This window comes from Rhizobium sp. BK619, assembly GCF_014195245.1.
In the GTDB taxonomy this organism is placed as follows: domain Bacteria; phylum Pseudomonadota; class Alphaproteobacteria; order Rhizobiales; family Rhizobiaceae; genus Rhizobium; species Rhizobium acidisoli.
This window is the reverse complement of the sequence record NZ_JACIBH010000001.1, coordinates 110,811-129,841: the sequence shown is the minus strand read 5'-3', so window position 1 is coordinate 129,841 and position 19,031 is coordinate 110,811. Positions and strand designations below refer to the sequence as shown.

General features: G+C 62.4%; 16 protein-coding genes. 3 read left to right on the top strand and 13 right to left on the bottom strand.

What is annotated here, in order from left to right; translation table 11 throughout:
* Nucleotides 1-24: 24 nt before the first annotated feature.
* A complete protein-coding gene (gene cyoA, locus FHX14_RS00625) occupies nucleotides 25-1,209 on the bottom strand; it encodes a ubiquinol oxidase subunit II (RefSeq protein WP_184375393.1) in 1,185 nt (394 codons plus the stop codon).
* 378 nt (nucleotides 1,210-1,587) lie between these two features.
* Between cyoA and FHX14_RS00620 the strand changes: the two genes are divergently transcribed.
* The 3 genes from FHX14_RS00620 to FHX14_RS00610 all read left to right on the top strand — a co-directional run bounded on the left by FHX14_RS00620 (nucleotide 1,588) and on the right by FHX14_RS00610 (nucleotide 3,918).
* A complete protein-coding gene (locus tag FHX14_RS00620; protein ID WP_003595049.1) occupies nucleotides 1,588-2,919 on the top strand; it encodes an MFS transporter in 1,332 nt (443 codons plus the stop codon).
* A 253-nt stretch (nucleotides 2,920-3,172) separates the two neighbouring features.
* Nucleotides 3,173-3,631, top strand: coding sequence for a hypothetical protein (locus FHX14_RS00615; protein ID WP_184375391.1), 459 nt, complete (start codon nucleotides 3,173-3,175; stop codon nucleotides 3,629-3,631).
* Nucleotides 3,628-3,918 carry a type II toxin-antitoxin system RelE/ParE family toxin gene (locus FHX14_RS00610; RefSeq protein ID WP_184375389.1) on the top strand — a complete coding sequence of 97 codons (291 nt, stop codon included), beginning with the start codon at nucleotides 3,628-3,630 and terminating at the stop codon, nucleotides 3,916-3,918. The genes FHX14_RS00615 and FHX14_RS00610 overlap by 4 nt, the downstream gene beginning before the upstream one ends.
* 9 nt (nucleotides 3,919-3,927) lie before the next feature.
* Here the strand turns inward: FHX14_RS00610 and FHX14_RS00605 are convergent, their stop codons facing one another.
* The 12 genes from FHX14_RS00605 to FHX14_RS00550 form a co-directional block, all read right to left on the bottom strand.
* Entirely contained in the window at nucleotides 3,928-4,395 is a 468-nt protein-coding gene (locus tag FHX14_RS00605) for a cyclic nucleotide-binding domain-containing protein (protein ID WP_003563501.1), read from the bottom strand.
* A 98-nt stretch (nucleotides 4,396-4,493) separates the two neighbouring features.
* On the bottom strand, nucleotides 4,494-7,208 hold the full coding sequence (locus FHX14_RS00600; RefSeq protein ID WP_003595054.1) for an ABC transporter ATP-binding protein: 2,715 nt from the start codon (nucleotides 7,206-7,208) through the stop codon (nucleotides 4,494-4,496).
* A 375-nt stretch (nucleotides 7,209-7,583) separates the two neighbouring features.
* Nucleotides 7,584-8,036 carry an EVE domain-containing protein gene (locus FHX14_RS00595; RefSeq protein WP_184375387.1) on the bottom strand — a complete coding sequence of 151 codons (453 nt, stop codon included), beginning with the start codon at nucleotides 8,034-8,036 and terminating at the stop codon, nucleotides 7,584-7,586.
* 3 nt (nucleotides 8,037-8,039) lie between these two features.
* On the bottom strand, nucleotides 8,040-8,414 hold the full coding sequence (locus FHX14_RS00590; RefSeq protein WP_184375385.1) for a VOC family protein: 375 nt from the start codon (nucleotides 8,412-8,414) through the stop codon (nucleotides 8,040-8,042).
* A gap of 66 nt (nucleotides 8,415-8,480) precedes the next feature.
* Nucleotides 8,481-9,176, bottom strand: coding sequence for a YafY family protein (locus FHX14_RS00585; protein WP_184375383.1), 696 nt, complete (start codon nucleotides 9,174-9,176; stop codon nucleotides 8,481-8,483).
* A gap of 94 nt (nucleotides 9,177-9,270) precedes the next feature.
* Nucleotides 9,271-10,419, bottom strand: coding sequence for a glycosyltransferase (locus FHX14_RS00580; RefSeq protein ID WP_184376221.1), 1,149 nt, complete (start codon nucleotides 10,417-10,419; stop codon nucleotides 9,271-9,273).
* Nucleotides 10,416-11,663: a glycosyltransferase gene (locus FHX14_RS00575; RefSeq protein ID WP_184375381.1), complete on the bottom strand. Its 1,248-nt coding sequence runs from the start codon at nucleotides 11,661-11,663 to the stop codon at nucleotides 10,416-10,418. The genes FHX14_RS00580 and FHX14_RS00575 overlap by 4 nt, the downstream gene beginning before the upstream one ends.
* Nucleotides 11,664-11,672: 9 nt before the next feature.
* Nucleotides 11,673-12,878: a glycosyltransferase family protein gene (locus FHX14_RS00570; RefSeq protein WP_054184050.1), complete on the bottom strand. Its 1,206-nt coding sequence runs from the start codon at nucleotides 12,876-12,878 to the stop codon at nucleotides 11,673-11,675.
* Nucleotides 12,879-12,975: 97 nt separating this feature from the next.
* Nucleotides 12,976-14,148 carry an ABC transporter permease gene (locus FHX14_RS00565; RefSeq protein ID WP_184375379.1) on the bottom strand — a complete coding sequence of 391 codons (1,173 nt, stop codon included), beginning with the start codon at nucleotides 14,146-14,148 and terminating at the stop codon, nucleotides 12,976-12,978.
* Entirely contained in the window at nucleotides 14,148-15,146 is a 999-nt protein-coding gene (locus tag FHX14_RS00560; RefSeq protein WP_003595069.1) for an ABC transporter permease, read from the bottom strand. The genes FHX14_RS00565 and FHX14_RS00560 overlap by 1 nt, the downstream gene beginning before the upstream one ends.
* Nucleotides 15,147-15,149: 3 nt before the next feature.
* Nucleotides 15,150-17,057 carry an ABC transporter substrate-binding protein gene (locus tag FHX14_RS00555; RefSeq protein WP_003595072.1) on the bottom strand — a complete coding sequence of 636 codons (1,908 nt, stop codon included), beginning with the start codon at nucleotides 17,055-17,057 and terminating at the stop codon, nucleotides 15,150-15,152.
* Nucleotides 17,051-18,946: an ABC transporter ATP-binding protein gene (locus FHX14_RS00550; RefSeq protein ID WP_003595073.1), complete on the bottom strand. Its 1,896-nt coding sequence runs from the start codon at nucleotides 18,944-18,946 to the stop codon at nucleotides 17,051-17,053. Before FHX14_RS00550 ends, FHX14_RS00555 begins: the two co-directional genes overlap by 7 nt.
* Between the last annotated feature and the right edge of the window lie 85 nt (nucleotides 18,947-19,031).

Here is a 19,031-nt window from a genome sequence, read left to right as displayed (position 1 = left end):
TGTCTTGCGACGCAAAGCGCCAGGTTAATTGTTGTTGTTGAGCTGCGCCGGCGCAGGATCGGCGCCGTTGTTCATGCCGGGCATGGAATGGCCGTCATGCTGCATGTCCGTGCCGGGCGTGCTGTCCATGCCGGGCATGTCGTGCTGCATGCTGCTGCCATCGCTTGACTTGGCCGGTTCGCTGCGCGCCGGAGCACCCGTTGCCGGCACGGTGGCGGCAGGCGCCACGATGCCTTCGTCGGCATGGCGGTTGTCATATTGCAGCTTGTCGCGATTCTCAGCACTTTCCTTGCCACCGCCGCCCGTCATGTCGATGTGCATCATCTCGTTCATGCACATCTTGCCTGGTGTGGCGCACATGTTGAGGATGGCGTCGTAGAGATCGGCATCGGCGCCGGCATAATAGCGCACCGGCTCCTTCTCGCTCGGCTTTTCGAGCTTCAGATAGGCGTCGCGGTTGAGCATGGTGCCCTGCTGTTTGACCTTGGCCACCCAGGCGTCGAAGCCTTCGCGGGTGAGGCCGTGGAACTTGAAGCGCATATGCGAGAAGCCCGAGCCGCTGTAATTGGCGGAGAAGCCCTCATACTCGCCCTCTTTGTTGATGACGGCGTGCAGCTTGGTCTCCATGCCCGGCATGGCGTAGATCTGGCCGGCAAGGGCGGGGATATAGAAGGAGTTCATCACCGAGGAGGAGGTGATCTTGAAATTGATCGGCATGTCCACGGGCGCGGCGAGCTCGTTGACGGTGGCGATGCCGAGTTCGGGATAGAAGAACAGCCACTTCCAGTCGAGCGCCACGACCTCAACGGTCAGCGGCTTGGTATCGGCGGGGATGGCGCGCGCCGCATCGAGGCGGTCGAGCGGGCGGTAGGGATCGAGCTTATGGGTGGAAATCCAGGTGACGGCCCCGAGCGCGATGATGATCGCCAGCGGTGCCGCCCAGATGACGATTTCGAGGCGGGTCGAATGGTGCCATTCCGGCGCATAGGTTGCGGCCGTGTTGGAGTGGCGGTAGCGCCAGGCAAAGAGCAGCGTCAGGAAGATCACCGGGATGATGATCAGCAGCATCAGCACCGTCGAGATGACGATGAGATCGCGCTGTTGCACGGCGATGTCGCCGGACGGCGCCATGACCACCATGTTGCATCCTGCCAGGAAAAGCAGCGGCAAGACGGATAGAAGGCGGGAAAACCTCATGAGTTTTGGCACGTCTCTAAGCTCTTGTTGTTTCGTTTGTTCCGCGACTAAAGCACTGAACCAGATCGCGACATGAGGTGTTTGGTCGCAGTGCAGCAAGCATGCCGCACTGCGGCGTAAATGCTGTTGTCCTATAGCGTTGAAATCCTGAGGGAATCCAGAAGGATTTTTTCGCCAGCGCATGTTTTAGTCCAATATATCCGCAAGAGCCGGCCAGGCCAGCATTTGCAGGGGAAATCCCCGTCCGGATCACGCAAATTTTTCCCATCCACGCTTCATTTGCGCCGCGATGATAAACTATTTCAGTCTTACGGACTTGATAAGCCTGCGGGTTTGATCAAGATCACGCTTGGGGCGCCTTGCCGGAGGTGCCTTAACGAGGAGGCGTTTATGGCAACAACATCGCATTACGGACCGTCGTCGTCGTCGCTGGAACGCGACGCGCGGCGTATTCACGACGACAAACCGGTTTCGCCAGGCAGCATCGCCATCGGCGTGGTCATCGGCCGCATGTCGGAATTCTTCGATTTCTTCGTCTACGGCCTCGCCTCCGTCCTGGTCTTTCCACAGCTGGTCTTCCCCTTTGCGCCCGACCGGCTGACCGGCACGCTCTATTCCTTCGCCATCTTCTCGCTCGCCTTCCTCGCTCGCCCGGTCGGCTCCGTCGTCTTCATGACGATCGACCGCATGTATGGACGCGGCACCAAGCTGACCATCGCGCTTTTCCTGCTCGGCGGCTCGACGGCCTCGATCGCCTTCCTGCCGGGTTACGAGGAGATCGGCGTCTGGTCGATCGCGCTCTTGGCGCTCTTCCGTCTCGGCCAGGGTTTTGCGCTCGGCGGCGCCTGGGACGGGCTAGCCTCGCTGCTGGCGCTCAATGCGCCGGCCAATCACCGCGGCTGGTATGCGATGATCCCGCAGCTCGGCGCGCCGATCGGCTTTGCCCTGGCAAGCACGCTGTTTGGTTATTTCGTCGCCAATCTTTCCAGCGAGGATTTCCTCTCCTGGGGCTGGCGTTATCCGTTCTTCGTCGCCTTCGCGATCAACGTCGTGGCGCTGTTTGCGCGTCTGCGGCTGGTCATGACCAAGGAATTCGGCACGCTGCTCGAACAGCACGAGCTGGAAGCCGCACCGATCCTCGACGTTCTGCGCGTTCACGGCCGCGACATCCTGATCGGCGCCTTCGTGCCGCTCGCCAGTTTCGCCATGTTCCACCTCGTCACCATCTTCCCGCTCGGCTGGATGAGCCTTTACGGCAACCAGCCGATCGGCGCCTTCATGGTGGTGCAGGTTGTCGGCGCCATGGTCGGCATCGTCGCTATCGTCGCGTCGGGCCTGATCGCCGACCGCATCGGCCGGCGCGCCCAGCTTGCCATCTGCGCCGTCATCATCGCCGTCTTCAGCTTCGTCGGCCCGATCCTGATCGCGTCGGGCAATAGCGGTCATGACGCCTTCGTCATCGTCGGCTTCGGCGTGCTCGGCCTGTCCTTCGGCCAAGCGACCGGCTCGATCTCGTCGCGCTTCGGGCGCGGCTATCGCTACACGGGTGCCGCCTTCACCTCGGACCTCGCCTGGCTGATCGGCGCCGGCTTCGCGCCGCTGGTAGCGCTTAGCCTCTCCAGCCGCTTCGGCCTGACCTTCGTCGGCTACTACCTGCTCTCCGGCGCCATCTGCACGCTGGCCGCGCTCGCCTTCAGCAGGGCGCTGGAACAGCGCGAATAGGCGGGCTGGAGACGCCCCAGCCCTCATCCGCCTGCCGGCACCTTCTTCCCGCTTGCAGGGGCGAAGGGACTACGCCGCGACCCCTCCGTCCCTCGCGGAAGTCTCGTGTAGCACGTCCCTCACCCCGTTTACGGGGAGAGGGTTAGGGTGAGGGGCAGCCATCGATGTCGATCAGATTGCCGTGACCAATTATTGAATGCATTGCAATCTATAATTAATTGCATAGGATATCCGCCATTAGCGAGGATATGCCATGACCGCGGAAACCATCGATCATTCGACCCTTGCCCGTCTTGTCGATGCAGGAGCGGTCGAGGCCGCGCATGTCGTCGGCAAAACCGGCGGCTGGTCGGTCGTCATTCGTTACGGCAAATCAGAGCGTCCGCTCGCCGCCCAACGCAGCCGGCAGGTGAGGGTGTTCAAACGCATGGATACCCTGGTTTCCTATCTCAAGGATGTCGGCATCTCACAGTTCGATGTCGATGCAGCCGATTACGTTTCCGAGACGGTATCGCGGCCGGATCGGGCCGCCGCTCTGCGCCGGACCCATGAGGCGGCGGAATACGACAAGTGGTTCCGCGAACAGGTCAAGGAAGCAATCCGCGAAGCCGATGATCCGAATGCGGTCTGGATCCCGCACGAAGTCGTCGAGGAAGAGATGGCGCGGGAACGGGCGGAACTGCTGGCGCGGCTTAAGGGCGGGGCCAAGTGAAGCTTCTCTGGAGCGCGAAAGCTGCATCCGATCGCAAAAGAGCAATTCAGTTTATCGCCGACAAGAATGTCGGCGCTGCGATAGGCCAGCTTGATGAAATCGAGCGTCAGACTGATTTGCTCATCGATCAGCCGGAGATCGGCCGGCCAGGACGAATCGATGGAACGCGCGAGCTGGTCATTTCACGCACATCTTTGATCGTGATCTATCGTGTCCGCCAAAAACCCAAACAGGTGGAAATTTTGCGCCTGGTCCACGGTGCGCAAAAATGGCCACCGAAATCTTGATCTAAAATCTTACTGCGCCATCTGCGGCTGCTTTGCCGCGCGGGCCGCGGTCAGTTCCGCGGTGGTGTGGTTCAGGCGGTCGGCCAGCACCCGCATGATTTCCACAGCCATCTCCGGAAAGTCGCTGAGCAGCTTCAGGAAGTGTTCCTTGCTGATGCGCAGCACCTCGAGCGGCGAGGTGGCGCGAACGGTTGCCGTGCGCGAGACATCGCAGAGGATGGCGATTTCGCCGACGATGGAGTTGAGTTCGACATCGGCGACCTTGATCTCGCCGGCGGGCGAGGAGACGATGATATCGGCGGTGCCGGAGAGAATGACATAGGCGGCGTCGCCGACATCGCCCTGATGGAAGAGGTTCTGTCCGGCCTTATAGGTCATGCGGTCGGAGGTGAAGGCCAAAAGCTTGAGCTTGGCTGGCGCGATCCTCGAAAAGATCGGCACCCGGCGCAGCATTTCCACTTCGTCTCTCAACAGCATGAGCGTTTCAATCCCCTGACGCAGGGTTCTTGGAACCTGGCGCCTTCAATTCCTGGCGTCCCCCCGGGAACGCCGACCATCGCCGCCCCTATAGAATATTACGATAACAGTTCCTTGAACATCCCGTTTTTCTCGGAAAGTTCGGGATAGTTTCCTGCCTCGGCCAAGCCGCCGCGGTCGAAGAGCAGGATCCGGTCGAACATCTCGGCAAGGCGCGCATTGGAGAGCACCCAGATGATTGACGGCCGCTGGCCTTCTTCGTGCAGGTCCTGGACGATGTTGCGGGTGATCTGGTCCTGAACGCGCTGGTCGAGCGCCGATAGCGGCCGGTTGAAGATGAAATAGTCCGAGCGTTTCAGCAGCGCACGCGCCAGGTTCAGCTTCTGCCGCTGCACCATGGTCAGCCGCTTGCCGCCGGAGCCGACGTCGAATTCCAGCCCGATCGCCAGGACATCGTCATAAAGATCGAGCGCGTCGAAAAGTTCGCCCATGATGGCGCGGATGCGGTCGGAGGCGTCGGCCTGCTGGTAGGCGATGCGACCGAAGAGCACATTGTCCATCAGGCTTGCCGACGGGGTAAAACGCTCGGCGTCGTAGCGCTCGATCAGTTCGCCGAGATCGGCCGGGATATGCTCGTGGAACTGCTTGCGGGCGCTGACGATCTTGTCCATCAACTCGTCGGTCAGCAGGCCGAAGCGGTGCCGCGGCTCGATATAGGCAAAACTTAAGCGGATGATGGCCGAACGCTCCTCGGGCGTCGCATCCTCGAAGCGGCGGCTTTGCAGCTTCTGCAGCAGCGCCTGATAGGTCGGGATGTCGTCGGCCGTCATGAAGGTCAGCTGCTGGAAGAACGGATGGTCCGGCGGCAGGTCGTGGAAGAGTTCGACGGCATTCTCGGCGATCTCAAGGCCCATGGCGTAGAGGTCGGTGCTCAAGCCCGTCTCGCGGAACAGCTGCTGGAAATAGGGATGGGCGGCAAGCCGGCGATTGGTCATCAGCGGCCGCTTCATCGTGCCGAAGAGCAGATTTTCGCCGACCGTTGCCTGGGCGTTATAGGCGTCGAAATCGAATGGCACGACGATGCCGTCGAGCCCTTCGTCGCGCAGCCGGTCTCTGAGCGAGGCGCGCAGTGCAACGACATGGTCGCTGACGGCGACATGCACGTCAGTGTTGACGGTCGAGCGCAGCGCCAGATCGAGGATATCCTGCGAGATCAGCACGGCATCGAGCACCGGCCGGATGGCTTTCAGCAAATCCTCCGGCCCGCTGGCGCCGGCTGCCTGGTAATCCACCCAGTCGCTGTTGAGATCGAGCGTCGGATTGCCGGCCTTCACCGCCTCGACGGAGTGCCATTTATATTCGAGCGCTTCCTTCTCGTCGTAGACAGGATCGGTCATCGGCGCGTGCTTGAGGCCGTAGAGCAGATTGCTGGCGAGCGTGCCATGAAAGAAAAAGGTATCGGCCGAGGCATAGGAAATGCGCCGGCCGGTGATCGATTCCGGCAGGTCCAGCAGGTCGCGTCCGTCGATGGTGATGCGGCCGGAATCGGGCCAGACCATGCGGCCGAGCGCTTCGGCGAAGGCTTCCGCACCGCTGCCGTTCGGGCCGACGATCGCCACCGTCTCGTTCGGCTTGATCTCGACGGAGACGTGGTCGACGAGACGAGCGCCGCTGTCGTCGGAAAGCGAGAGATTGGTGATGACGAGCGCGCTGGTCAGCGCGCCGACAGGGGCGGTGGCGAGTTCCTGGATGCGGCTATCGATCAGCGGCTCGACGTTGAACTGCTCGTAGACCTGCTGGTATTTCACCTGCACGTCCTGGCGCATCTGGTCCCAGTCGATCAGTTCCTTCAGCGGCCCGGGCAGATCTTTATAGGCTGATATGACGGCGACAAGCTGGCCGATATCGAGCCGGCCCTGCAGCGCCAGATAGCCGCCGATCGCGTAGAACAGGAAGGGCGTCACCTGGGCGAGGAAGTTGTTGATGAACTTCACCAGGAACTTCCACTGGTAAAGGTCGTAGCGGATCGAAAAGATCCGGCCGAGCCGCGAGGCGATGTCGGCGCGCTCGAGGTTGGACGTGTCGTTGCCGTGGATCGTGCCGATGCCGTCGACGATTTCGCCGACACGGCCGGAAAGTTCGCGTGCCGTCAGCTGCCGCTGGCGGCCAAGATCCAGCAGCCGCTTGCGCATGCGGGGAATGACGATGGCCTGGACGCCGACGATGCCGGCGGCAATCATGCCGAGCCAGAAATTCTGGACGATGATGAAGGCGAGCGCGGTGATCGCCTGGCCGCCGAGAAGGGCAGGCGAGACGAAGGCGTCGCCGGTGAAGCCGCCCATCGGCTCCACCTCGTCCTTGATCATCGTGGCGATCTCGGCCGATTTCACCCGCTTGAAGTGGATGGGCGGAAAACGCAGCACCCGGTCGATCAGTTCGAAGCGGATACGGCGCAGCATGCGCTCGCCGAGCCGGCCCTTATAGGTGTTGATATAGAACTTGAAGAGACCGTTCAGCACCACCAGCGCCAGAAACACCAGGCTGAGGGCCATCAGCATCTGGAAGCGGTTGAGCTGCAAGCCTTGAAAGAATTCGACATGGCCGATCAGCGGAATGTCGTAGGCGATGTGCATGAAGGTCTGCCTTGCGCCGGGACCTTCGAAACCATCGCCCTGGATCGGTCCGTTGACGATCTGCTTCGGCAGGTCGAAGGACAGGAAATAGGGCACCATCGAGGCGGCGACGACAGCCAGAATCCACAGCTGCTGCAGCCGCGTGTTCTTCCAGATGTAGCGGGCGAGGCTTTTTTCCATGGCTAACCGTCAGCGTGCTGGGAAATTCCGGGGGCCGGGATGGGGAGCAATTCTGAGAACAGGACCATGCAGCCGGACCGCCGATATCGCAATGAAAACAAGGCGAAGAGACCGGCTGCAGAAAGGCCGATTCTCGCCGGAACTTTGCTTATATCACAGGAATTTTGGATTGCAGCGCCATGCGTCTGAAAAGACGCGAAAAGGGCATCGCAACACTTGGAATTGCTGGATAATTTTATCCTTGAATCGATTTCGATTGACGGGATATGCAGCGGCAGGCGGCTCGGCCATCATCCGGAGATCGGCGCTGCGGGCAAAAGAAACCCCCGGAAAAATCCGGGGGCTCGTCGTTGAAGATCTCGAGAGGGGTCGCGCTCAAGCGGCGACCGCTCGCGGCGCGGCGTTCGGATAGGAGCAGCTCATCGCTTCCGCGATCATATCGGCGTCCTCATCGCTGATGCCGAACAGGCCGAAGCGAAGCTGGTAGCCCCAATTGGGGCCGACCCGTGTGAAGGAAAGCCGGTCGAGCAGAGGCCGGATCGGCGTTTCCTCTGCCGACTGCCAATCGACATCGCGCCGCCAGGGCCTGAAACCGCTTTCCATCTCCACCTGGTAAGGCGCGCCGTCGCGTGCCGCGCCGATCGCGGTGAAGGCCTGCAGGCGGTCTTTGCCGCCAAAGACGACGGTGGGCGAGTAGTAGATCACGCGATCCTCGGGCGTGATCCGCCTGAGGGGTGATGCCTTGCCGTGACAGACCTGCATGAAGCCGGCTTGACGGCCGATGCGGACATGCTCTGCGGAAGCGACGGCGATCCAGGCTTTCGCCATGGCTCAAGCCTCCTCGGTCACGGTGTAGACGCGCAGGCGATGCCCATCGGGATCGGCGGCGACGAAGCTTCGGCCGAAATCTAGATCGGTTGGCGCCATGAGGATGTTTGCGCCTTTGGCCTGCCAATCGGCATGGGTCGCATCGACCATGTCTGATGTCGCGACCTTAAAGCCGATGTCGCAGCCGCCGCCCGCTGCTGCCGGCGCCGGCTCCACGCCCGCTCTGCCCCAGAGACCGAGCCCCAGGCCGGAAGGCAGGATGAACATGGCGAAGGTCGCGCTCGCCTCCACCGGCTCCTTGCCGAGCAGGCTGGTGTAGAAGCGGGCGCTCGTCGGGGCGTCGGTCACGTAGAGAAGAATGCTGTTGCTGGCGGTCATAAGGATCTCCTGTTGTTCGTTGGACAGCAGAAGCTTATGACCAGACACTGCCAAATTCTGGCAGTATCATACGTCGCGATGCGATATTCCCTGCATCTCCCGCCATTGTTTCAGCAGCGCCTGCCGGCGCTTCGGATACCGAGCGTCGAGCACCTGCGCATGCACGATTCGATCCGTGCGAAACGAGCGGAAATCCTGGCGGAGTTCGCACCAGCCAAGGAGGAGGCGCACCTGGTCGAAAAAAGCAAGCGCGAACGGCCACACCACACGCTCCGACGCCACGCCGGCTCCGTCGCTATAGGAGATCAAAAGCTTGCGTTCGGTGCGGATCGCCTTGCGCAGGAGCGCCGGATCGACCTGGTCGACAGGGAGTTTGACGCCAGGCCCCACCAGGAGGGCGGATGCATCCAGCGCGTCGCGCAATTCGGGCGGCAGCACGGCGGCAATCCGCGCCAGCGCATTTCGCGCCGCATCGCGCAAGTGATCGTCCCCTCTGTCCGCCACCCACCGGGAGCCGAGGACAAGCGCTTCGATCTCCTCCGGCGGAAACATCAGCGGCGGCAGGAGAAATCCGGGTTTCAAGATATAACCGACACCCGGTTCGCCCTCGATCGCCGCGCCCTGGGCCTGAAGGCTGGCGATATCCCGATAGAGGGTGCGGATACTGACGCCTATCTCGTCGGCCAGCACCCCGCCACTTACCGGCCGACGGTGGCGGCGCAATACCTGGAGGAGGTCGAGGAGGCGTTCGGAGCGGGACATGCGGCAACTTATACAGGCTTGCTGCTGCCAGATAGTGGCAGCATGGGCGGCTTTGCCGAAGCCGTTGGTTACCCACCTGTGCTCATCGATATCCTCAAAGCTTCGAATCGCCGGCAATGATGGAGCGAATGATGCCGGCGGTTTTCTCAGCCCCGTCGAGATCGAGCGAGACTGGCCCGGTGCGCGGCGTGGCGAGTGCCTTTTCGACGGCTTCCTTCACATGGCCCGGCGTCAGTCCCGTTTCCGGCAGAATGTCGGCGAGACCAAGCGCCTGCAGCCGCTCGGCGCGCACCGTCTGTTCGGTTTCGCCGCCGGCGACGAAGGGGATGAGGACTGCCCGGCATTCGGTGCGCAGCAGGTCGCCGACCGTGTTGTAGCCTGCCTGGGAGATCGAAACCTTGGCGCCGCGCAGCAGCGAGGGGAAATCCCTGCGGAAGCGGACCAGCGTCACGTTTGGCGCCGCATCCTCAGACAGTGCAGCGAAATCGGCTTCCGGCAGGTTCGGGCCTGCTATCAGCAGCCAGCGAAGATTGCCGGGCAGGAGGGCCGCCGCCTCTTTTGCGGCGCCGACCAGCGCCGCCCCGACCGCGCCGCCGCCTGCCGATGCGATAATGTCGAAGGTTTCGGTCGGTTCCGGTGCCGGCGGCGCTGCGACGAGGCCGGTATAACGCAGCCTGTCGGCGATCTCTGCCGTCAGCGGAAAAGTGTCCTCAAGCCTGGTGAAACCGGGGTCGCCATGGACGAGCACCGCATCGAAATGATCCTTGACCAGGGCCGCAGTCTCCGCGTCGCGGCCGGCCTTGCGGTTTTCCTGCAGGATGTCGCGCACGGAGCTGAGGAGCTTCGGCCGCGGCTCGGCCTTGTCGATCGCCGCAAGCAGCGGCAGCAGTTCGAAGCGCATTTGCCGCCGGCCGAAGGGGAAGGCTTCGATGATGACGACATCGGGCCTGGCGGCGTGGAAGGCCTCAAGCAGCAGATCGCGGCGAGCATTGAGGAAATCCTCGCCGGCGGGGCGGCCATCGGCATCGGCGAGGCCGGAAAAACCGGCATTGCTGGCTACGACCGGCTGCAGGGCCACGGTCTTGACGCCGTCGCCGGGAAAGCCCGGCACCGGCAGGCCGCCGGTGACGACCGTCACGTCGAAACCGTCCTTGACGAGCGCGTTGGCGATGCGGCTGGCGCGGGCGATGTGACCGATGCCGAGCAGGTGCTGGACGTAGAAGAAGATGCGCGATGCCGTCATGACGCCTTCTGCCATTCGGCCTCGAACAGGCCGGTGAGCTGCCGGATGCTGGAGTGATAATCGAAATCGTCGCGCACCCGTCTTTCGGCGGCGTCGCCGAGGCGCTTGCGGAGCGCCGGGTTGCGGATCGCCGTCTCCAGCGCCTTGGCAAGCCGGGCCGGATCCTCCGGCGGCACGACCAGGCCGTTTTCGCCGTCCTCCAGAAGTTCCGGAACGCCGGATACCGCCGTCGAGAGGCAGACGAGCCGCTGGCTCGAAGCCTCCACCAGCACGTTCGGCAGGCCGTCGCGGTCGCCATTGGCGGCGATCCGGCAGGCGAGCGCGAAAAGGTCGGCGCGGCGGTAGTGATCGAGCACGTCTTCCTGCGCCATGGCCCCCTTCCAGACGATGCGGTGGGAGAGGCCGAGCTCGCCGGCGAGCGCCTTCAGCTTGGCAAGCTCCTCGCCGCCGCCGATATGGTCCATGCGCCAATGCAGGTCAGCGGGCAGCAGCGCCAGTGCGCGCAGCAGCACGTCATAACCCTTCTTCTCGACGGCGCGGCCGACGCTGAGGATGAAGGCGGGATCGTCGGGGTCACTGCCGGTTCTCTGGGAACGCTCGCCGGCAAAATGGCCGAAACGGGCAAGATCGAGACCGTGGTAACTCAGGTGCACGGCATCCTTGCGGGAGGTCAGCTGGCGCATGTGCTCATAGCCCGTCTTGGTGCAGGTGACGGCCCAGCGGGCGCTGCCGAGTTTTTCCTGCAGCTCCCAGTCGGGCGACGTCCAGATGTCCTTGGCATGGGCCGAACAGGTCCAGGGTATGCCGGTGAGGATGCTTGCATATTCCGCCACCGAGGCCGGCGTGTGGATGAAATGGGCATGCAGCCATTGCCCGCTATCTGGCCATTCGCGTCCGAGCACCAGCGCCTGGCCGAGACGGCGGAAGCGGTTGCGTGAGATGTCGCGCTTGAGGTCAGCGAGGAAACGTTTGATCAGAACCTTGAAGCCGGGTTTCGAGAACCCGGCGACCAGCCCTTTCAGCACGCGGATCGGCTCCTCATGCAGATATTCCGGCAGGTAGACCACCCGCGCCCTGATCTCGTCATGCACGGGATGGCGCTTCTTGTCGGTCGGCCGGCGCATCGAAATCAGCGTCAGGTCGAAGCCGGCCTTTTCCAAGCCGAGCAGCTCCTGGGCGATGAAGGTTTCCGAAAGGCGGGGATAGCCTTTCAGCACGACAAGGATCTTGCGGCGTGGCGGCAAGGCTGTGCCCTATTCCGCGACGAGGGAAAGGTGGCTGGCGCGGCCGTCGATCCATCGCCCGACCGTCTGCGAGATGTGGTCCAGCCCCTCGAGATGCATGTTGCTGCCGCTCTTTGACGGCGGCAGACGGGAAGGCAGACGTTTTAGAGCCTCGGACATGATGGTGGGATCGGCCGATTGTTCCGGCAGCAGCATATCGACGAGGCCGAGCGCGCTTGCCCGCTGGGCACGCAACAGCTGTTCCTCGCGCGGCTTGACGCGCGGCACGATGAGGGCCGGCTTGTCGAAGGAAAGGATCTCGCAATAGGTGTTGTAGCCGCCCATGGCGACGACGCCGGTGGCGCCGTCGATCAGCTCTTCCATGTGGTTGTCGAACTCGATCACCTCGATATAGGGAATGGCTTCGCCCTTCTGCACCAGTTTGGCGCGCTCGGCCGCCGGCATATAGGGACCGAGCACGACCAGCGCCTTCTGCGTCAGCGTCGGATCGGCCTCGTAGGCGTTCATCACGTCGTGCACGAGATCGGAGCCGTCGCCGCCGCCGCCTGTGGTGACGAGCAGGTAATTATCCTTGCGGGCGTTGATCGAGCTCTTGCCCTTGGAGACGCTGCGCTGCAGGAAGCCGACGAAATCCATCTTCCGGCGCAGGCTCGCCGGCACGTCGAGACCAACAAGCGGATCGTAGAAGTCAGGCGGGCCATAGACCCAGACGCTGTCGTAATATTGGTCGATCTTCTGCATGATGCCGTTCCGCTTCCACTCGGCGTCGAGCAGATGCGGCGCGTCCATCACCTCGCGCAGGCCGAGCACCAGCACGGTGCCGCGGGCCTTGAGATAGGCAAGCGTATCCTCGACCTCGCCCTTCAGTCCCATCGGCTCCTTGTCGACGATGAAAATATCGGGCTGGAAGGTCTCGGCCGTGTGGCGAATACTCGATTCGCGCATCTTCAGCGTCTCGTGCAGGTCGATATGGCTGGCAAGCGAGGTATATTCGCCGTTGCGCAGCTTGATGACACTCGGGATCTTCACGAAGTCGACGCGGGCACGATAGTCGAAGGCGCCGGCGATCGTCGCACCCGAAATGATCAGAATGTTGAGGCCGCGATAATCCTCGACCAGCGCATGGGCGATCGCGCGACAGCGCCTGAGATGGCCGAGGCCGAAGGTGTCGTGACTGTACATGAGGATGCGCGCATCTTCGAGACGTCTGGCCATGGGTGTTCCCTCCGGGGTGAACAGCATGCGTTAGTACCCCCACCGTCCGGAGGCCACGTGGCGGGAGCGGTGCCATAAGGCGCCGCCGGGTTTTCTGCTATTTGTAGGGATCTGCCGCATCACGCAAGCCGTCTCCCAGAAAGTTGAACGCCAAAATGACAAGAACAACAGGAATGATCGGATAGAGCAGCCAAGGATAAAAGGCGATGACGCTGACGCTTTTTGCCTCGGTCAGCAGAATGCCCCAGCTGGTGATCGGCGGGCGAAGTCCGAGGCCGAGGAAGGAAAGTGCGGTCTCGCCGAGAATCATGCCGGGGATTGAAATCGTCGCCGAGGCAATCAGATGCGACATGAAGCCCGGCACCAGATGCCGGCCGATGATGCGCGGCGTGCTGGCGCCCATCAGCTGTGCCGCCTGGACGTAATCTTCTTCGCGCAGCGCCAGAAGTTTGGAGCGCACAGCGCGGGCAAGCCCGGTCCAGTCGATGATGCCGAGAATGACGGTGATGCCGAAATAGATAACAATCGGGCTCCAGGTCACCGGCATGATGGCGGCCAGCGCCATCCATAGCGGCAGGCTCGGCAGCGATTGCAGCACTTCGATCAGGCGTTGGACGACGAGATCGAAAATGCCGCCGCGATAACCGGCAAGGCCGCCGATGACGATGCCGAGCACGAAGCTGATCGAAATGCCGATCAGGCCGATCGTCAGCGAGATCCGGGCGCCGTAAAGGATGCGCGAGAGCACGTCGCGGCCGAGCCGGTCGGTGCCGAGCAGGAACATCTGCCCGCCGATCGCCGGGCAGACCAGATGATAGTTCGAGGCGGCGAAACCCCAGAATTTATAGGCATCGCCGCGGCAGAAGAAGCGGATCGGCTGCACGTCGTTCGGCCTGTCGGTATAGACGCGGTGCAGCGTATCGAGATCGAGCGTCATGCTACGGCCGTAGACGAAGGGACCGACGAAACTGCCCTTGTCGAAGAAATGCACACGCTGCGGCGGCGTATGGATGAAATCGACGTTGCGCGTGTGCAGTCCGTAGGGCGCCAGGAACTCGACGATCAGGATCATCAGGTAGACGGCGGCGAGAAAGATGCCGGAGATCAAGGCCAGCTTGTGCTGCTTGAACTTCCACCACATCAGCTGTTTCTGCGAGGCGAGATGGATGCGCGATTGCGCCGCCGTCATAGTTTCGGTTGCTAGCGGATCGAAAGGCGCGGTCGAGACGTAATGGGGAAGCGGCGCGCCGGGTGCGGGAAGGGGCGACATTATTTGGTGCTCCTGCCTTGCAGACGGATGCGGGGATCGAGGAAGCCGAGCGCGATGTCGGAGATCAAAACGCCGATGACATTGAGGAAGGCGAGGAACATCAGGAAGGAGCCGGCGAGATACATGTCCTGGCTTTGCAGCGCCTTGATCAGCATCGGTCCTGTCGTCTCCAGCGACAGCACGATCGCGACGATCTCGGCACCGGAGATGATCGACGGCAGGATCGAGCCGATATCGGCGACGAAGAAGTTGAGCGCCATGCGCAGGGGGTATTTGAGCAGCGCCCGCATCGGATGCAGGCCCTTGGCGCGTGCCGTCGTCACATATTGCTTCTGCATCTCGTCAAGCAGGTTGGCGCGCAGCCGCCGGATCATGCCGGCAGTCCCCGCCGTGCCGACGATGATGACGGGAATCCACAGGTGGGAGAGGATCGAGCGCGCCTTCTCCCAGCTCATCGGCGCCGAGATATATTGCTGATCCATCAGATGGCCGATCGAGATGCCGAACCAGATATTGGCGAAATACATCAGGATCAGCGCCAGCATGAAGTTCGGAATGGCGATGCCGAGCAGGCCGAGGAAGGTCAGACCGTAGTCGCTCCAGCTATACTGGTGCGTGGCCGAATAGATGCCGATCGGAAAGGCGATCAGCCAGGTGAGCAGGATGGTCGTGAAGGAGACGAGGATTGTCAGCCACAGGCGCTCGCCGACCACATCGGAAACCGGCATCTGGTATTCGAAGGAATAGCCGAAATCGCCGTGCAGCATGCCGCCGACCCAGTAGAAATAGCGCACGATCTCCGGCTTGTCGAAGCCGTATTGCTGGCGCATCTCCTCGATTTCCTGGAGATTGGCGGTCTCGCCGGAGGCGCGTAACTCGGCGATCTGGCTCTCGAAGAAATCGCCCGGCGGCAGCTCGATGATGGTGAAAACCAGCGCCGAAATGACGAAGAGCGTCGGCACCATGGCGGCGATGCGCCAGAGAATGTATCTGAGCACGCCTCAGGCCTCCTTGTACCAGAATGCATCCGGCATGTAGATGCCGAGATAGGAGGTGGGATCGAAGCCGTAGAGGGCTTTTTCCGGCAGGTTCTGCAGCTTGGCGGCGCAAAGGACCGGCTGCAGCGTGCTGTTGATCAGCCCGATCGAGAACACCTGCTGCGTATAGAGCGACAGCATCTTGTGCCAGATCACCTGGCGCTCCTCGAATTTCGCCGTCGAGCCCCACTGGCCGAGCAGGTCGACCAGTTCGGCCGCCTCCGGCAGGTCGGGAGCTGCGCCCTCCTGGCCGGCGGAGAGGTAATGCATGCCCCAGAGCGGCCATTGCAGCTGATCGTCGAGGGTCGGCGCCAGCCCCGAGGGCGACATGTCGGCGGTGGGAACACCATTGTCGAGGCCGTACCAGATCGACATCATGATCGAGCCGCTCATGGCGCGGTTGCGGAAGACGTCGCGCTGCGAGGTGCGGGTATAGAGCGCAAGGCCGATATTGGCCCAGTGATCGTGCACCAGTTCCAGCACGTCGGTATCGAGATTGCTCTCGCCGGCGGTTTCGACGGTGATCTCGGCGCGCCGCCCGTCAGGCAGCAGCCTTATGCCGTCATCGCCGCGCTTGGTCAGGCCGATCTCGTCGAGCAGCCGGTTGGCCTCGTCGGCATCGAACTTCACGAAGGCATCGGCATATTCCTGCTTGAACAGCGGGCTATCGGGCAGGACGGTGTCGGCGCTCGGCGTGCCCAAGCCGTAGAAGGCGACCATGTTGATCTCGTGCCGGTCGATCGCCAGCGACAAGGCGCGGCGCAGGCGCACGTCGCGGAAAAGGCCGCGCCAGACCTCGTCGGCGCAATTGAGGTTCGGCAGCAGCGTGATGCGCGAGCCGCGCGCCACCTTCCAGAGATTGACCTTCACCGGGAAGCGCTTCTCAGCTTCTTTCAGGAAGGTGTAGTCGTTGAAGTCGATGCCGGTCGCCTGCAGGTCGGCCTCGCCGGCACCCGCTTTGGCGGCGATGATCGACGATGAGGAGACGTTGAGGATGAACCGGTCGAGATAGGGAAGCTGCCTGCCGGTCTCGTCGACGCGGTGGAAGAACGGGTTGCGCTCGAAGACGAATTGCTCGGCCGGCAGCGCCGTCGTGTTGCGCCAGGGATCGAGCGTCGGCAGGTTGGGATTTTCGGGCCGGTAGGAGCGGGCCATCTTGATGTGCAGGTCCTGCCATTTCTTGACGCGATTGGCCTGCATCATCTGTTCCATCTTCGCCTGGTCGGGCTGGAATTTCTTGTGGAACTGCTTGAGATAATGCGCCGGCCCGACGATGACGAGCGGGATAGGCCCTGCCAGCGTCGGCAGGAACATCGGGTTGGGTTTTTCCCAGGTGTAGCGCACCGTCAGCGGATCGAGCACCTCGAAGCGCGGCAGGTTGCCGTGCGGGCGAAGCTCGAGCGCGCCGCCGCCCGGCGTCAGCTTGTCGTTCAGGATGACGTCTTCCCACCAGTAGCGGAAATCGTCGGCCGTGAACGGCTCTCCGTCGGACCATTTATGGCCCTCGCGCAGCGTGAAGGTGAAGATCGTATCGTCTTCAGATTGGAAATCGGCAAGGATATCCGGCTGGAACTGCAGGTGCTTGTTGTAGCCGATCAGCCGAGCATAGCCGTAGATCGTCATGAAGCGGATGTCGCGCTGGCTGCCGATGATGGTGCGCACCGTGCCGCCGTAGCTGCCGGGGGCAAGCCCCATCTCCTTCAGGTTGACGATGCGCGGGCGGGCGGGAATGCGCTCGGCCATACCAGGCAGGCTGCCCGATGCCAGCCGCTCCTTGAGAAACTCAGGCTCGACGGCCGGTTCCGCCCGAAGCACTGCGGGGGCGATTGCCGCGCCGACAAGGCCGCCCAGAAAAGTGCGACGCGTCACCATCCTCGCAACTCCTTGGCCTCGGCGCCTTTGCGGGCGCGCACCAGATGGCCGTCGCCGAGATCGGCATAGGCAAGCTCGGCGGCCTCGTCATGCTCGGCGGTGAAGGTCACCCCCCAGTTCTGCTTGTCGGCGGCGCCGTTTTCCCGGAGCGCCTTGAAATCGAGCGGCCGGTCGAGATCGGGGAAAGGGACGGCGGCGAGCAGCGATTTCGTATAGGGGTGTACCGGATCACGCAGGATGATTTCACGCGGCGCGATCTCGACGATGCGGCCCTTACACATCACGGCGATGCGGTCGGCCATGTAATCGACGACGGCGAGATTGTGTGAGATGAACAGATAGGTCAGCCCCAGCTCCTTCTGCAGGTCCTTCAACAGGTTGAGGATCTGCGCCTGGACGGAGACGTCGAGCGCCGAGACCGGCTCGTCGAGGATGATGAGCTTCGGGCCGAGCGCAAGCGCACGGGCAATGCCGATGCGCTGGCGCTGGCCGCCGGAAAAACTGTGCGGGTAACGGCTGAGGTAACGTTTGTCGAGGCCGATCGCCGCCATCAGGCCTTCGACCTTGCGCTTGCGCTCGTCACTGTCGCCGCGGTCGTGGATCTCAAGCGGTTCGCTGAGGATGTTGCGCACCGTCATGCGCGGCGAGAGCGAGGAGACCGGATCCTGGAACACCATCTGGATCTTGGTGCGCATATCCTGAAGTGCCTCGCCGCGCACCGAAAGCACGTCGATCACGTCCTTGCCGTCGTTGAACACCACCGCGCCGCTGTCGGGCGTGATGGCGCGCATCAGGATTTTACTGAGCGTCGTCTTGCCGCAACCGGATTCGCCGACAAGGCCAAGGCATTCACCGCGGCGGATGTCGAAGCTGACGTCGTCGACGGCGTGCACGACGGCGGCTTCGTGCTTGCCGAGCAGACTGCGCCTGCGTGTCTTATAGGTTTTCGAGAGGTTGGCGACCGAAAGCAGCGTGCCCGGCGCCTCCGCCTGCAACGGCTTCTTCTTGCCGACGAGGGTTTCGAGATTGACCGGCACGTCGCGCAATGCCTTCAGCCGCTCTCCGGGTTTCATGTCGAAATGCGGAACGGCGGCCATCAGCGCCTTGAGATAGGGATGCTGCGGATTGCGGAAGATCGCCTCGACCGGCCCGGCTTCCATGATCTCGCCGTGATAGATGACGACCACCTCGTCTGCCATGTTGGCGACGATGCCGAGATCGTGGGTGATGAGCAGCATCGCCATGCCGAGCTTGGCCTGCAGTTCGCGCAGCAATTCGAGGATCTGCGCCTGGATCGTCACGTCGAGCGCCGTCGTCGGCTCGTCGGCAATCAATAGCGCCGGCTTGCAGATCAGCGCCATGGCGATCATCGCGCGCTGGCGCATGCCGCCCGACAGCTCGAACGGATACATGTCGTAGGTACGGTGCGGATTGGTAAAGCCGACGAGGCCGAGCATTTCCTCGGTCTTCTCACGCGCTTCCTGCTTGTCGATCTCGGTATGGATCAAAAGCACTTCGCTGATCTGGTTGCCGACCGTGTGCAGCGGCGAAAGCGAGGTCATCGGCTCCTGGAAGATCGTCGCCATGCGCCGGCCGCGCAGATCGCGCATTTCCTCGCTGTCGCGCGAAAGCGACAGGATATCCGTCGTGCTGCCGTCGAGCGGATCGGTGAAAAGGATGCTGCCGGAAGCACTGGCCGGGTTGGGCAGGATGCCCATGACCGACTGGCTGATTACCGATTTGCCGGAGCCGGATTCGCCGACGAGAGCGGTAACCTTGCCTGGAAGAATGCGAAGATTGGCTTCCTTTACGACACGCAGCCGGTCGCCGAAAACCGAGAAGGAGACGTCGAGATTTTCAATACGCAACAAATCGGCTGCAGACGCCATACCAATGAAATTCCCCAGTCTTCTATGTTCCCGTTAAGGCACACTATCGTACCGCAAACGGGGTGTCTAGCAGATGACAGTCAAG